Here is a 13,826-nt window from a genome sequence, read left to right as displayed (position 1 = left end):
AACGGGGGCTTACGGCTCCGGATGGAACCGCGCTTCCCTGAGCCCGCGCACGTCGCGCGACAGGATCGGGAGCGCGTCGAGAACGCCGCCGTGCGAGCGCGAACCGGTCGCCTCGAGCTGTGCCGACGCGATCGTCTCGCCGAGCGCCTGGATCGCCGCGATGCGGTCGAGCCATTTTTTTCCTGCAGCGCCTCGCGCTGCGCCGGCGTGTCGAGCACGTAGGCGAACATCACCGGCTCGGCCGACGCGACGTCGCGCCGCAGCGAATAGAACGAGCCTTGGCGGGTCATGGATGCGGACCTCCGTGACGCGGCAACGGCGTCGCTGATGCGGACGAGATGACCGGGACTCGGCCCGGTGCCGCAGAACGCATGCCGATTGCGGTGCACAAATCCCGTAACGCGCGCTGCTGCGTCGCACGCCAGTTTCATGTTGCGCTGCATCGTAAGTCATTCAAACGCTCGTATTGACCTCCACAAGTTCCCACATTTAGTCTTCGCGGCGGCCAGGGGAACGCCCGTCAGGGCGCGTGCCGAGTAGTGCTGCAGTTCGTCGGGAGCGCGGGAGCCGTGCGGTTTCCGCGTCGCTATGCACACTGACCTCGTGGGGATGATCATGCACAACGCATTCTGCGGCGCCGCCGTTCGGTGGCTGCCGGCTGTCGCCTTGGCTTTGCTGAGCACCCAGGCTCTGGGCAATACGCTGAACCAGAACGTCTCGTGGACCGTCGATCGCGCCGGAACGACGGCGAAGTACCGTGTCGTGGCGTACGGCGATTCGATCTACGCCGGCTACAACGGCTCGATCAGCAACGCGGCCAAGTACTCCGCGCCGACGGTCGACTCGGAGTATCTGTCCGCGCTGTGGAACGCGGACATCGAGAACATCCGTCGCGCGAAGTCGGGCGCGGTGGCATCCGACGTCTACCAGAACAAGATCGTGGCCGAACGCTCGTACATGCAGGCCAGTTCCACGCGCGTCGTGACGTTCGAGATGTGCGGCAACGACGGCCTGCAGGCGCGGTCGAGTTTCAAGTCGCAGACCGGCACCTGCGACTACAGCGTGCTGAACAACGCGGTGGCCACCTGCAAGAGCTACGTCGCGCAGGCGATGGACTACATCAACGCGAACGCCCACGCGAACACGAAGCTCAAGCTCATCGCGAACCTGTACTACCCGGGCTACAACGCCGACAACGTGCAGAGCTCGTGCCGCGACTCGGCGACCGGCGCCACGGTGAACCTGCGCGACCGCTTCCTGCCGGCCATCGCGACGATGAACTACTGGATGTGCGAGTACGCGCGCCAGAAGGGCTTCCAGTGCGCCGACAACTTCGCGCAGTACATGGGCGCCGACTACGACAGCAACGGCGACGGCCAGATCGATTCCGCCGCGCTGCGCTACGTGGCCGGCGAGAGCGAGGCGAGCTACGTCACGCGCATCGCGACGACCTTGCGATCGACGTTGCGCGACGCGAACACGCATTTCGTGAGCGCGTCGAGCAGCTACGACTACATCCAGTCCGACGACGTGCATCCGACCTATACCGGCGGCACGGTGAGCGCGGGTCTCTGGGGCGGATCGACCGGCAGCGGCGCGCCGCGCTATACCAGTTTCACCGGCGGCAAGAGCCCGATCTGGAACAACTACGGGCACGAGCGCATGGGCTGGTCGCTGTCGACCTACAATCCGGCCACGCCCTGATCGCCGGGCGAGCGATACCATTGAACGGTTCCGGCCCTGACCGCACCACGCCGTCCGTCGAGGACGGCGATGGTGTGCGCGTGATCCGCGAACGTCGCTCGATGTTTTCGACGGCGACGGTCGTGAAGGTGCTCGCCGCGACCCTGGTCGTGGCGGGCATCGCGACGGTGGTGCTCTCGCCGCGATCGTCGCGCACGATCGTTGCGCGTGGCAGCGACGCGGATGCGGCGCCGCCCGCCGTGACCGCAACCCTGGCGGCCGCCGAACCGCCGGCGGTGGCGTCCACGCCCGCCACCGCGGCGGCAACGCGCCTTCCGCAACACGACGCCGCGGCGCCAGCCATGTCCACCACCTCGCGCAATCCTGACGACTTGCCGAGCGGCGATCCCAATGACATCGCGACCTATGTGTCGCCCGGCGAGCCGGCGCCGACGATGACCGAAGTCATCCAGGCTCTGCACGACCTGGGCGATCACACCGGCATCGGCGCGTTCAATCCGCCCGGCACGAATCCGCCGCTGCCGGGCCTCGCCGTGCCGGAAGACTTCGACCTGCCGCCAGGCTACGTGCGCCATCACCAGGTGACCGACGAGGGCGAGCCGCTGGAGCCGATCCTGATGTTCTCGCCCGACGGCAAGTTCGTGGATGCATCCGGCCGCGAGATCGCGATTCCGGAGAACCGGGTCGTGCCGCCCGAGCTGGCGCCGCCCGGACTGCCGATCCGCGAAATCGCGATTACTGCGGCGAAGCGCCAGCCTTGATGGGTCGCCCCGGCAGGCGGCGCGTCGAGGCGTCTGCGTCGGGGGGCGCGCCGTGATGCGTCCGTTCTGATGGGACTGGCCTGATGCGCGCATTCCTCGCGCCGTGGCGCGCCGCCTGGCGCAGGCTTGCCGGCATCGTCTCGAGCGCGGCTTCGCTGGGCGTCCATGCGCGCGACAGTGACGCGGGAGTGCTGGGCTTCGTCGCGCTGGTCCCGTGGCTGCTCGCGTCGAACGCGATGCGCATCGTCGCAGAGGCTCTGCTGAGCAGATGGCGAAGGTGCGCGCCGTGATGCGTGCATTCCTTGCGCCGCCGCGCGCCATCGGGCGCGTGTTCGCCGGTGTCGTCGCGAGCGCCGTATTGCTCGGCTTTTATGCGCGCGGCGGCCACGCGTGGGTGCTGGGTTTCGTCGCGCTCGTGCCGTGGCTGCTCGCCGCGAACGGCGCGCGCACCATTGCCGGCGCCCTGCTCGGCGGCTGGCTCATGAGCGTCGCGTTCGTCGCGGCCGTGTTCCTGTGGTTCGGCGCGGCGCTCGATGCCTACATGGGCATCGGCACGGTACCTGCGGTGCTCGCGCTGTGCGCGCTCGCGCCCGTGCTGCAGCCGCAGGTGATCGTGTTCGCCGTGGTGCGCCATCTCACCGGGCGGCGCCACGGGTTCGTCCTGCGTGCGCTCGCCGGCGCCGCGGCCTGGGTCGCGTGCGAAGGACTCTGGCCGAAGCTGCTCGGCGACACCTTGGGCCACGGCCTTCTGCCCGCAGTGTGGCTGCGGCAGGTCGCGGACCTCGGCGGCGCCGCCGGCATCACGTTCCTGCTGATCCTCGTCAACGAAGCGCTTGCGCAGGCCGTCGCGCAACGACGCGAAAGCCTCCGCATCGTGCTGCGGCCGCTCGCGCTCGCAGCTGCGGTACCGGCGCTGATGGCGGGCTACGGCGCGCTGCGGCTTTCCACGATCGAATCGGCGCTCGGCGCGCCGGCCGCGTCCCTGCGTATTGCGATGGTGCAGGCAAATATCGTCGACTACGAACGCCAGCGGCGCGAGCGCGGCACCTATGCCGTCGTGCGCGAAGTATTGGACACCCACTTCGCGCTGTCGCGCGCGGCGATCGAACATCACCACGCGGATGCGGTGCTGTGGTCGGAGACGGTCTATCCGACCACGTTCGGCCAGCCGCGCAGCGAAGACGGCGCAGCGCTGGATCGCGAGATCCTCGCGTTCGCCGCGGCCGCGAAGGTGTCGCTGGTGTTCGGCACCTACGATCGCGATGCCGCGGGCGAGTACAACGCGGCCGCGTTCCTGGCGCCGGGCGCCGGCGTGATCGGCACCTATCGCAAGACCCATCCGTTTCCGCTGACCGAACACGTGCCGGCCTGGCTGGACGGTCCGTGGCTGCGCCGCTGGCTGCCGTGGGCCGGTACGTGGCAGCCCGGCTCCGGCGCGCGCGTGATGCCGCTGCGTGCCGCGGACGGGCGCGAGCTCAACGTGGTACCGCTGATCTGCCTCGACGACGTGCGGCCCGGGCTCGCGATCGACGGCGCGCGTCTGGGTGCGCAGGCCATCGTCGGACTGTCCAACGATGCGTGGTTCACCGAGCATCCGATCGGCGCACGCCTGCACCTGGCCGTGGCGGCGTTCCGCAGCATCGAGACGCGCCTGCCGCAATTGCGCGTGACCACGAACGGCCTCAGCGCGTTCGTCGATCCGACCGGCGAAGTGCTCGCGAGCACGGCGATGGGCGATCGCGCCGTGCTCGCGGGCGAAGTGCCGCTGCGCGATCCGCCGCCGACGGTGATGGTGCGCTGGGGCGACTGGGTGGGCGGCGCTGCGGGCGTTTTCCTGCTGACGCTCGCGATCGTGTTGGCCGCGCGCTTCTGGCGCGAACGCCGGGCGGATGCGGATCGGCGTACGGATGCGGGTGCCGCGGCGGCGGCGGTTCCGAGCGTCGTCGACGTCGTGCTGCTGACGCCGGGCTGGCGCGTCGCGGCTGCGCTGCTGCGCGTCGGCGCCGGCGCCGGCCTGCTGTGGCTGGCCCTGCGCATGCTGCTGCGCGACGGCCTGCAGGTGAACTCGCTGGGGCAATTGCAGATCTTCGCCGCGGCGACGCTGGCGCCGGCCGTTGCAGCGTGGACGATCCAGCGCGCGTTCGCCGCGCGGGCGCGCGTCGAGACGGACCTGCTCGTGCTGCAGCAACGCCATCAGCGTATCGAGGTGCCCGTGGATCGCATCGTCGCGGCGCAGCCCTGGCGGATTCCGCTGCCCGGCACCGGCATGGACCTGCTGCTCGCGTCCGGCGCGCGATTCGCGCACGGCATCGCCGTCGCCGACATTCACGCATTGCTGCGCGCGTTGAGCAGTGCCGGATCGCCCGCGCGCCTGGAAGGGGCGGCCGCGACCCGCCTCGCCGACTACGCCACGGTGCGCGCGCTCGCGACGTGGCCGCGGCTCGATCATCCATTGGTCAAGTTCGTACTGTTCCCGCTGCTGCCGGCGCTGCCGGCCTTCCGCCTGCACCAGCACATCGCCTTCGGCGGCACCTTCGGCGAGTACTACACCTACGGCCTCGCCGCATGGCTCACCGGGCTGCTGGTCTGGTGGGCCGCCTGGTCCATCGGCCTGATGCTGTTCGCCGCCGTGCTGCGCGTCGTCGTCGAGGCGGGACACTTCGCGGTGCTGCCGTGGCCGGCGCGCGCCCGCGCGGTGCGCCGCACGCTCGCGGCGCTGAGCCGGGTGGTGTTCTACGTCGGTCCGCCGGCGTGGTTGGCGGTTCGGTTGTTGTCTGGGTAGCGACGACGCCGATCAAGACGCCGAAGCCTGAAAGGCAGAATGGTTAGCGACGGACGTGTTTGCGCTTGAGGCTGTCGCCAACAAAAATTGTCCCGGCGTGAAGGAATTCGTTGTCAGGGGTGGTGCGCTGAGTGTCGCCTGCAAATTTGGCTTAGGGAAGGTTCAACAGGATCGCCCACGGAATCAATCTGCTCCATCTCCGCCAGAAACATCTCGCGTCGCGTCCGTTTGCGCTTGCTCGTGTATTCCGAATCATCGAAGCTCATGCGACATGATCGGTTCCTGATCGGGGTGGCTCTATCTCAACGCAAGGACTTGTTCAGGGGTTCCCTAGCTTCTTAGGTCGAATCTTCGGAGGACTTCTTCTGCGTAAGGCGAATAGTCCTCACCTTCGCTGTTGCTCTGAAGGATAAACCAGATTCCGGAGGCTTTGTAGGAAGCAATTTCCTTTCTTACGCCTTCCCTCAGCCAGTCGGGTAGTTCATCGAAATCATTTTGAGTGCCGGATTCCGACATTTTTTTAACTACATAGGCTGAAAGCTCCCATGTTGGGAACTCGCCACGCAGGTTCATTTCAATAAACTCTTTGATGTAAGGGATCATCCTATTTCCTGCCGTCGAGCATCTTCCACACTAGTTCATCCCCAAAATCGACAGCTTGCCAGTGTGGATTATCAGCTTTTCCAGGTCTCGTTAAGTCTCGATAGGTTGCTGCGGCCAGGGATCTGCCGTTCCTCTGGAAAAGTTGGGGCGGCTGTCGTCATAGGGTCAGAATTGCAGGCTGGCGGTCGCGATGCGTCGGATGGGTCCGGAAGATGTATCGGAGGAATTTGAATTGTGAGTGTCAAAAATTCTCAGGTCCATCAGTGATTTTTAGTTGCTCAGGTCAAATTTTCGGATGACATCGTCAGCGTAAGGTGCGTAGTCCTCAGGCTCACTGTTGCTCCGAAAGATAATCCAGCCGCCACAAGCCTTGTACGAATCAATTTCTTCTCTCACACCGGCCTTCAGCCAATCAGGGAGTTCGTCAAAGTCGCTCTGCAAGCAAGACTTGGACAGCTGCTTTACAACATAAGCCGCAAGCTCCCAGGTCTGAAACTCGCCACGCAGATTCATTTCAATAAATTCATTGATGTACGGAATCATTTCATTGGCTACCAGTTTGTATCTTCCATACTAGCTCGTCCCCATGATCGACAGCTTGCCAGTGTGGATTGTCGGCTTTGCCTGCTCTCGTGAGATCGTAGTAGACACCTGCGGGCAATGAGCCTCCGTTCCTTTGAAAAACTTCACGAAGAATCTCGATTTCGAATGTTTCGTGACTAAAAACCGCAGTAATCGCTTGATCGCTGTCAAGGATGGACTGGCGAACCCATACATTGATTTTCCCAGTGTGGTCCATGATGGCTGATGTTGTGGGACTGCTTGCGCGCCATGGGACCGCGGTTGCATTGGATTTTGCTTTTACTTGCCCGAACGAAGCGTATGAATCTCCGAATCGCTGATCATATATGTCGTCAGCAACGGGGATGAAATGAATGTCGTCTTCGATGTACGCGCCGTTCATTTCCGCTATTTCCCGGGCTTCAGCTATCGTTCGTGGTCCGCCTGGGTTTGGCTTCCAAAGATGAGTGGTCTGGTGGTAGCTGGCGGTTGCATTGAGATTGGCTGCTGCAAGCGTCCCGTCACTGGCTTCGGTGATCGTAGTTGCCCGAGACCGTTGCCAGACTTTCTGCCCAGCAAGATCGCGATCGATACGCGCTCCAAATGCAGCATCAGTGGTGGCTCTTTTGGCAGCGCCGCTGGCGACACCGTTGAGCATCGCTTTCACGCCGGCCGTGGCGCTGGCCATAGAGAATGCAGCGCTTTCGCCATCCAACAGGCCGGAATGCCGTATGCGCTCGGCGTCATAGGTAGCTCCGAGCCGGTCAAGCGCATCAGCCCTGTCGAATTTCTCGTGGATCGGGCTGTAGACGCGGTCAATCGGATGTGCGACCTTGCCGAGCGTATCGCCGATTCCGTTGTTCATGGCCGTGCTTAGGGGCTCAAGAGGATCGTCTCGACCTTCGAGAAAGCCAAGCAGGGTGTTTGTCGCGAGTGCTCCCAGTCCTTCAGCCATGCCGGAGAGGCGAGCACCGACTTCATCGGCTCGCGCCTGTTGCCTCACGGACTCCTCGGCGTAGTCGGCTCTGGCTTTCGCCAAGCGAGCGGGGTCGGCCTCATAGACCATCTGGTTCAGGCGGAACATTTGCGCGTTCCAGATTTCTCGTCCTGTCGGATCGGTGTAGGCCGTTGGATTCGCGTAGGCGTAGAGATACCGATGCAGACTCGGCGGCTCGAGATCCCTGCCGGGCTCGGGATCTTCGGTCGTGAACCGCGCCGTCGCCGGGTCGTAGTAGCGCGCTTTCGCGTAGTAGAGGCCGGACTCCCTGTCTTTGAGATAGCCCGTGAAGCCGATCGGCTGGTTGTCGGTGCTGACGAGTTCCGCATGGGCGGCGTCGCGGTCCGGCGTCGCCAGCGTGCCGTTTGCGCCGAGTTGCGCGCGGATCTCGCCGAACGCGTCGTAGCTGGTTCTGGCGGTGACGAGGCCGGTCGGATCGAGCAATGCGATCGGCGAGCGCAGGGCATCGAGCAGCACGTGGCGGTGGACCGGCGTCGTGCCGGCCTGGGTCTGGCCGATCAGCTGCGTCGCGCTGTAGTGGAACTGGCGCAGGGTGTTGCCGATCGCGTTGGTCTCGGCGAGCAAGCTCTGACCGTCGTACTGGTAGCGCGTCGTCGTGACGCCGTCGGTCTTCTCGCGGCGCAGGCCGTCGGCGTGATAGGCGAAGCGCAACGTGGCCGGGCCGTTCGGTGAATTGGGCAGAGTCAGTCCGACGAGTCGGTCCCGCGCGTCGTAGGTGTAGACGCGTGGCGGCTGGCCGTCGACGGTCTGCGTCGCGAGATTGCCGTTCGTATCCCAGGTCTGGTCGACGTGGACGTCGGCGGCCGGATCGCGGCGGCTGGTCAGCTGGTCGCGTTCGTCGTAGGTCAGGATGGAGTCGCTGAGGACGACGCCGTTGCCGTCGACGACACGCTCGGCGATGCGGTTGCCGACGGCGTCGAGCGTGTAAGTCGTCGTCCGGTTAGGTTCCTGGACTTCGACGAGCCGGTCGGCATCGTCGTAGACGTAGCGCGTGCGCTGCGTCGTGTCGGCCGTCGTCGCGCCGTTGAACTCGCGCTGCTCGGTCCGGTTGCCATTCGGGTCATAGACGTAGTCGTAGCGGGCCAGGGTCTGGCCGGCCTTGCTGTGGCGGATGCTCTGCAGCCGGCCATTGTCGAGAAACGCCTGTTCGGTCAGCGAACCGTCGGGTCGGCTGACCTCGGTCACGCGGCCGCTGGGTGCATAGCCCAGGCTCGTCGTTCCCATTCCCGGCACGGTCACGCGCGTGTTCTGGTTCAGGTCGTTGTAGGTCCAGACCGTGTCGTTGCCGTCGGCATCGGTCAGGCGTGTGCGGTTGCCGACGGCGTCGTAGGCGTAGCGCAGGGATCGACCGTCGCCGTCGACGACCTGGGTCAGGCGGTCGAAGTCGTCGTAGTCGCGCGTTTCGGCGCGCGTGCCGGCCGAACCCGTCTCGGTGGTCGTGCGGACGTTGCCGTTGCCGTCGTAGGTGTAGGCGGTCGATTGCACCTCGCCGGCAGGTGCGCCAAGGTACGTCGTCTGCATCGGACGATTGAGCGCGTCGTAGGTGGTTTCGGTGACGCGGCCGTTCGGCGCCGTGCTGCGTATTCGATTGCCGTCGCCGTCGTAGACCCAGCGCCAGCGGTCGCCGCCCGGATAGGTCTTGCCCGTCAGCCGGTTGCGTTCGTCGTAGGCGAAGGTCGTGACGTGCTCGTTCGCGTCGGTGACCCGCGTGCGGTTGTCGTTCGCGTCGTAGCCGAACGTCGTCGTGTGCGCATTCGGATCCGTGACGGCGGCCAGATTGCCGGCCGCGTCATACGCGTAAGTCCAGATGGAATCCGGTCCGCTCGGTCGTTCGCGCGAAGTGCGATGACCAGCACCGTCGTAGGCATAACGCGTCGTCTCGCCGGCCAGCGATTCGGAGTCGAGCAGGCGCCGGACCGTGTACGTATTCGTGGTCGTGCGGCCATCGGCATCGGTGTACGTGGCGACGTCGCCGAGCGGCGTATAGGTCCAGCGCTCGACGGCCAGGCCGCTGCGGTCCTCGCTGAGTTTGCGATTGGCCTTGTCGTACGTGAAGGTGGTGACGCGGCCCAGCGCGTCGGTCTGCCGGCGCGCATTGCCGTCGGCGTCGCGCTCGATCGACAGCAGCATCAGGCCCGCGCGGGATTCGCTGACCAGGCGGTTCTCGCGATCGTAGGCGTTGATCGTCGCGATGCCGCGACGATCGGTATGGGTCAGGACGTTGCCTTCGCTGTCGTAGGTCCAGGTCTGGCGGCAGACGGACGCGGCCGGATCGGATTGCTGCGGCGCCGAGGCGAGCAGGGTAGGCGCCGGCTCCGATTCGGGTAGTCGTGCGATCGTCGGAGCCGCACCGCTCGGCGTGACCGTGGAGTCGCTCGTCGTCGGTTTCGTCGGGTTGGCCGTGACGGGAGCTGCCGCTGATGGCGCGGCGGGAAAGTATGAGTTTGCAACCGCTGCAACGATTACCGCGGTGAACGATAGCGCTGCCAGCGCTGCCAGCGCGGCCAACGTTCCTCGAAACGCAGGCGGCTTCCGCAGCTCGCCTGGTTCGTTAGGGCCTGCATTCGTCCTGAAGGCTTGCGTCATCGCTTCCGCCGATGTCGAGGACATTCCGTTCGGCCGAGTAGGGATGGGCCGATCGCGTCGTGCGGACCAACTATAGCGGCGTCGACTTGGAAGTGAAGGGACGGAGGGCTGCACCCGCGTCAAGAAACTTCGGAACGGCGCGGCCGCACTCCAAAATGGCGGGCTGTCCCATGGAGAAACTGGCTTCCACGAACACGAATGCCGCGATCCTCGGCCGCTCGCCAAAGCGGCTTTGTGTGGTGAAACAACGCGCTGCCTGGACCGGCCAGGGAGCCGGATGGACTGATGCGAAGGCAAGCTGGCGAAACGTCCGGGTCTTGTACCAATGCCGCAAGAAGACCGATTGAGCGCCGGAATGCGGCATCCGCCCGATGCCCGAATCGTGGCGCCGCTGCAGTCTGGAGGCCCCTCGCTTCCGGAGATGACTCCATGAATACGGTTCGCGTCTACGACCTGCCCACGCGGGTGTTCCATTGGTGTTTCGCCGCGCTGTTCGTGGCGGCCTATGCCATCGCGAACCTCGTCGACGACGAGTCGTCGCGGTTCGCCTGGCACATGCTCGCGGGAATGACCTTGAGCGTGGCCGTGCTGGCCCGGTTGGTCTGGGGGCTGGTCGGCACGCGCCATGCGCGGCTGTCGGACCTGACGCTCTCCCCGCGACAGCTCGCGGGTTATCTGAAAGGCGTGGTCTCCGGCGGCGGCCGCCGGTGGGCGGGCCACAATCCCGCCTCGAGCTGGGCCGCACTGACGATGATGACCTTGGCCGTCGCGTTGGGCGCCAGCGGCCTGGCCATGGCCGGCGGCGTGGCGCCCGGCTGGGTGGAAGAGGCGCACGAACTGATGGCCAACCTGTTCCTGGCGGTGGTACTGCTGCATCTGGCGGGGCTGGTCGTGCACGGCCTCACGCACCGCGAAGCCTTGCCGCTGAGCATGCTGACGGGCCGCAAGCGCGACCTGCCGGCCGGCACGCCGGGTGTGCCGGCCCGCGGCATTGCCGCCGCGCTGATGCTCGTCGTGCTCGCCGGCACGGGCGGACAGCTGCTGCGCCGCTACGATCCGGCCAGCGGTACGCTCGACGTGTTCGGCACCCGCCTGGTATTGCGGGAAGGGGATCAGGAATCCCGCGGCGGCGCCGAGGCAGGCGAGGCCGCGGGCGAACACGAGGATGACGATGAACGCGAGAAGCACTGACGGCGCGGACGCCACGGGGCCGACCATCCCGGCGGTGAGCGCGCGCGAACGCGGCATCGTGGTCGCCGTGCTGCTGCTGATTGCCGTCCTGGTGACGATCGACGTCGCCACCGACCTGCACCAGGGCGCCTCCGTCTGGCACGTCGCGATCGAGATCGTCGCCGGCGTCGCCGCGGCCGCCGGCGCGCTTTACCTGCTGCACGGCACCGTGCGCCTGCGGCGGCGGCTGGCCCGGCAGGCGAGTGACCTGTCGGCCTATCGTGCGCAGGCGGCCGCCTGGCAGGCGCAGGCGCGCAGGCAGATCGAAGGGCTCGCGCGCTCGATCGACCGGCAGCTCGACGACTGGAAACTGTCGGCCGCCGAAAAGGAGATCGCCTTCCTGCTGTTGAAGGGGCTGAGCCTCAAGGACATCGCCGACCTGCGCGGCACCGGCGAAAAAACCGTGCGCGCGCAGTCGGCGGCCATCTATGCGAAGGCCGGCCTCGGCGGACGCTCCGAGCTGTCGGCGTTCTTCCTCGAGGATCTGCTGGTGCCGTCGGTGGCGGTGATGACAACGGAAGCCGATCGACTTCCGGAATGACAGGGCGTGTCGACCGGTGCCGTTTCGTCTGCTGGCTGCGCGAAAGGCGATGAACGGCAATCCGGCGCGCAGTGCGCTCCGTCAGGTCGGACGGGCGGGGCGATCTCGTCCTGTATCCAACAGCGGCGTCGATTCAGCGGTACGTACGATCCGCTGCCCTCCCCCGGCGTCAGAATAGTTGTCGCCCCGATAAACTCACCAAGCTGGGGCGAAGGAAAGTAGAACGTGGCTCGATACGGACAAGCGTTTAAAGATCGGATGGTGGCGCGCTTGCTGCCGCTGGAGAGTGCGGATGTGAGTGTGGTGTCGCGGGGGGCTGGTGTTTCGGCAGAGACGCTGGAGCGGTGGCGTAGCGAGGCCTTGGCGAAGGGCCAGAAGAGCGGAGGTTGGACGGCGGTCGCGCGCTTTGAAGCGATTCTTGCGACGGCAGGAATGAGCGAGGAAGACAAGGCGGCGTGGTGTCGTCGGCACGGGATTTTCCCGAGTGAGCTGGTGGAGTGGCGAGAAGCCGCGACGGGAGCGCTGGAAGTGCCGGGTCATCGTGCAGCCAACGAATCGACGACGGCAGCGGAGCGCCGGCAGATCAAGGATCTGGAGCGCGAGCTGCGGCGCAAGGACAAGGCGCTGGCAGAGACAGCGGCGTTGCTGGTGCTGTCAAAAAAACTCTCGGCGATCTTCCACAAGGACGCGGACGAATGATCGCGAAGGAAGATCGCCAGCGGATGGCCAACGACATTGGCGTGGCACAGGCCAGCGGGGCACGCTTGGCTCCGGCCTGCCGGCTGGCGGGTATCGATGTGCGCACGCTGCAGCGCTGGAAAGCGGTAGACGGCGTAGAACGCGGCGACCAGCGTCCGCATGCCATTCATCCGCGTCCGGCTCATGCATTGAGCGACGCGGAACAGGCGCAGATTCTGAGCATCGCCAATGAGCCGCGTTTCGCAGCGTTACCGCCCGCCCAGATCGTCCCCATCCTGGCCGATGAAGGGCGCTACATCGCCAGCGAATCGAGCTTTCATCGTGTGTTGCGCGCGCACCAGCAAACCACGCATCGAGGCCGCGCCAAGGCGCCTACCGCCGCCCGCGTGCCCACCACGCACGTGGCGACGGCGCCGGGTCAGGTCTGGTGCTGGGACGTAACCTGGCTGGCCTCGCACGTCACCGGGCGATGGTTCTATCTCTACCTGATCCTGGATCTCTACAGCCTGAACCGCCCCGGGAATCCCGGAGACTCGTTGGTGTGAGTCACGCCGCCATGGCGAGCTCACGCTGCTGCTGATAGTAGTTCGCTTCGGCTTCGGCGGGTGGGATGTTGCCGATTGGCCCCAGCAGGCGCTGGTGGTTGAACCAGTCCACCCAATCCAGCGTGGCCAGTTCGACTTCCTGCAGGTTCTTCCAGGAGCGCCGGTGGATCACTTCGGCCTTGTACAAGCCGTTGATCGTTTCTGCCAGCGCGTTGTCGTAGGAATCACCAACGCTGCCGACGGAGGGCTCGATGCCGGCCTCAGCAAGGCGCTCGGTGTAGCGGATCGACACATACTGCACTCCACGATCGCTGTGGTGGATCAGTCCGCCTTCGGTCGGTCGACGCGCGTGTAGCGCCTGCTCCAGGGCATCGAGCACGAAGTCCGTGCGGGCTGAGGCCGAGACCTTCCATCCGATGATGCGCCGCGCAAACACGTCGATGACGAAGGCGACGTAAACGAATCCGGTCCAGGTCGAGACATAGGTGAAGTCGCTGACCCACAGCGCGTTGGGACGATCCGACTTGAATTGTCGGTTCACCTGATCGCGCGGACACGGTGTCGCCTTGTCGCTGATCGTGGTCTTGATCGCCTTGCCGCGAACCACTCCCGCCAGGCCCAGCCGCTGCATCAGCCGCTGCACCGTGCAGCGCGCCACGCGGTAGCCCTCGCGGACCAACTGCTTCCAGACCTTGCGCACGCCGTAAACCTGTTTGTTCTCGTCGAACACGCGACGAATCTCGGCGCACAGCGCGTCGTCCTTCCACGCCCGCTTCGGGCGCAGCTCCGGATCGGC

The 13,826-nt window shown here is 65.7% G+C and carries 10 protein-coding genes and 2 pseudogenes; 7 read left to right on the top strand and 5 right to left on the bottom strand.

What is annotated here, in order from left to right:
- The first annotated feature begins 666 nt into the window (after positions 1-666).
- The 4 genes from NON22_RS01870 to lnt all read left to right on the top strand — a co-directional run bounded on the left by NON22_RS01870 (position 667) and on the right by lnt (position 5,247).
- Positions 667-1,704 (top strand): SGNH/GDSL hydrolase family protein, encoded by a 1,038-nt coding sequence (locus tag NON22_RS01870; protein WP_257385195.1) that lies wholly within the window; start codon positions 667-669, stop codon positions 1,702-1,704.
- A gap of 20 nt (positions 1,705-1,724) precedes the next feature.
- Positions 1,725-2,465, top strand: coding sequence for a hypothetical protein (locus NON22_RS01865; RefSeq protein ID WP_257385194.1), 741 nt, complete (start codon positions 1,725-1,727; stop codon positions 2,463-2,465).
- An 83-nt stretch (positions 2,466-2,548) separates the two neighbouring features.
- The gene (locus tag NON22_RS01860; RefSeq protein WP_257385193.1) at positions 2,549-2,755 is read left to right on the top strand and encodes a hypothetical protein; all 207 of its coding nucleotides are present in this window, start codon (positions 2,549-2,551) and stop codon (positions 2,753-2,755) included.
- Positions 2,755-5,247 carry an apolipoprotein N-acyltransferase gene (lnt, locus tag NON22_RS01855; RefSeq protein ID WP_257385192.1) on the top strand — a complete coding sequence of 831 codons (2,493 nt, stop codon included), beginning with the start codon at positions 2,755-2,757 and terminating at the stop codon, positions 5,245-5,247. Before NON22_RS01860 ends, lnt begins: the two co-directional genes overlap by 1 nt.
- 157 nt (positions 5,248-5,404) lie before the next feature.
- Here the strand turns inward: lnt and NON22_RS01850 are convergent.
- From NON22_RS01850 to NON22_RS01835, 4 genes and pseudogenes are all read right to left on the bottom strand, one after another.
- A pseudogene (locus NON22_RS01850) lies at positions 5,405-5,513 on the bottom strand (IS5/IS1182 family transposase); the annotation flags it as partial.
- A 64-nt stretch (positions 5,514-5,577) separates the two neighbouring features.
- Positions 5,578-5,850: a hypothetical protein gene (locus NON22_RS01845; RefSeq protein ID WP_257385191.1), complete on the bottom strand. Its 273-nt coding sequence runs from the start codon at positions 5,848-5,850 to the stop codon at positions 5,578-5,580.
- A gap of 270 nt (positions 5,851-6,120) precedes the next feature.
- Entirely contained in the window at positions 6,121-6,393 is a 273-nt protein-coding gene (locus NON22_RS01840) for a hypothetical protein (protein ID WP_257385190.1), read from the bottom strand.
- Position 6,394: 1 nt separating this feature from the next.
- A complete protein-coding gene (locus NON22_RS01835; protein ID WP_257385189.1) occupies positions 6,395-9,937 on the bottom strand; it encodes an RHS repeat-associated core domain-containing protein in 3,543 nt (1,180 codons plus the stop codon).
- Between the two features lie 507 nt (positions 9,938-10,444).
- Here NON22_RS01835 and NON22_RS01830 point away from each other — a divergent pair.
- The 3 genes and pseudogenes from NON22_RS01830 to NON22_RS01820 form a co-directional block, all read left to right on the top strand.
- The gene (locus NON22_RS01830; RefSeq protein WP_257385188.1) at positions 10,445-11,206 is read left to right on the top strand and encodes a cytochrome b/b6 domain-containing protein; all 762 of its coding nucleotides are present in this window, start codon (positions 10,445-10,447) and stop codon (positions 11,204-11,206) included.
- Complete coding sequence (locus tag NON22_RS01825; RefSeq protein WP_257385187.1) at positions 11,187-11,786, top strand: helix-turn-helix transcriptional regulator; 600 nt, start codon at positions 11,187-11,189, stop codon at positions 11,784-11,786. Before NON22_RS01830 ends, NON22_RS01825 begins: the two co-directional genes overlap by 20 nt.
- Positions 11,787-12,011: 225 nt before the next feature.
- Positions 12,012-12,991 (top strand): annotated as a pseudogene (locus tag NON22_RS01820) (transposase family protein); the annotation flags it as partial.
- A gap of 40 nt (positions 12,992-13,031) precedes the next feature.
- On the opposite strand, the gene NON22_RS01815 reads toward NON22_RS01820, so the two are convergent.
- On the bottom strand, positions 13,032-13,826 hold a 795-nt coding region (locus NON22_RS01815; protein WP_257385186.1), incomplete at its 5' end, for an IS3 family transposase.

The sequence above is a fragment of the Tahibacter caeni genome, assembly GCF_024609805.1.
GTDB lineage: Bacteria > Pseudomonadota > Gammaproteobacteria > Xanthomonadales > Rhodanobacteraceae > Tahibacter > Tahibacter caeni.
The sequence above is the reverse complement of the archived record's forward strand: the minus strand, read 5'-3'. Positions and strand labels throughout refer to the sequence as shown.

Coding starts and splice junctions, on each gene's coding strand:
- NON22_RS01830 (WP_257385188.1), top strand. CDS start 10,445: ATGAATACGGTTCGCGTCTACGACCTGCCCACGCGGGTGTTCCATTGG.
- NON22_RS01840 (WP_257385190.1), bottom strand. CDS start 6,393: ATGATTCCGTACATCAATGAATTTATTGAAATGAATCTGCGTGGCGAG.
- NON22_RS01860 (WP_257385193.1), top strand. CDS start 2,549: ATGCGCGCATTCCTCGCGCCGTGGCGCGCCGCCTGGCGCAGGCTTGCC.
- lnt (WP_257385192.1), top strand. CDS start 2,755: ATGCGTGCATTCCTTGCGCCGCCGCGCGCCATCGGGCGCGTGTTCGCC.
- NON22_RS01825 (WP_257385187.1), top strand. CDS start 11,187: ATGAACGCGAGAAGCACTGACGGCGCGGACGCCACGGGGCCGACCATC.
- NON22_RS01845 (WP_257385191.1), bottom strand. CDS start 5,850: ATGATCCCTTACATCAAAGAGTTTATTGAAATGAACCTGCGTGGCGAG.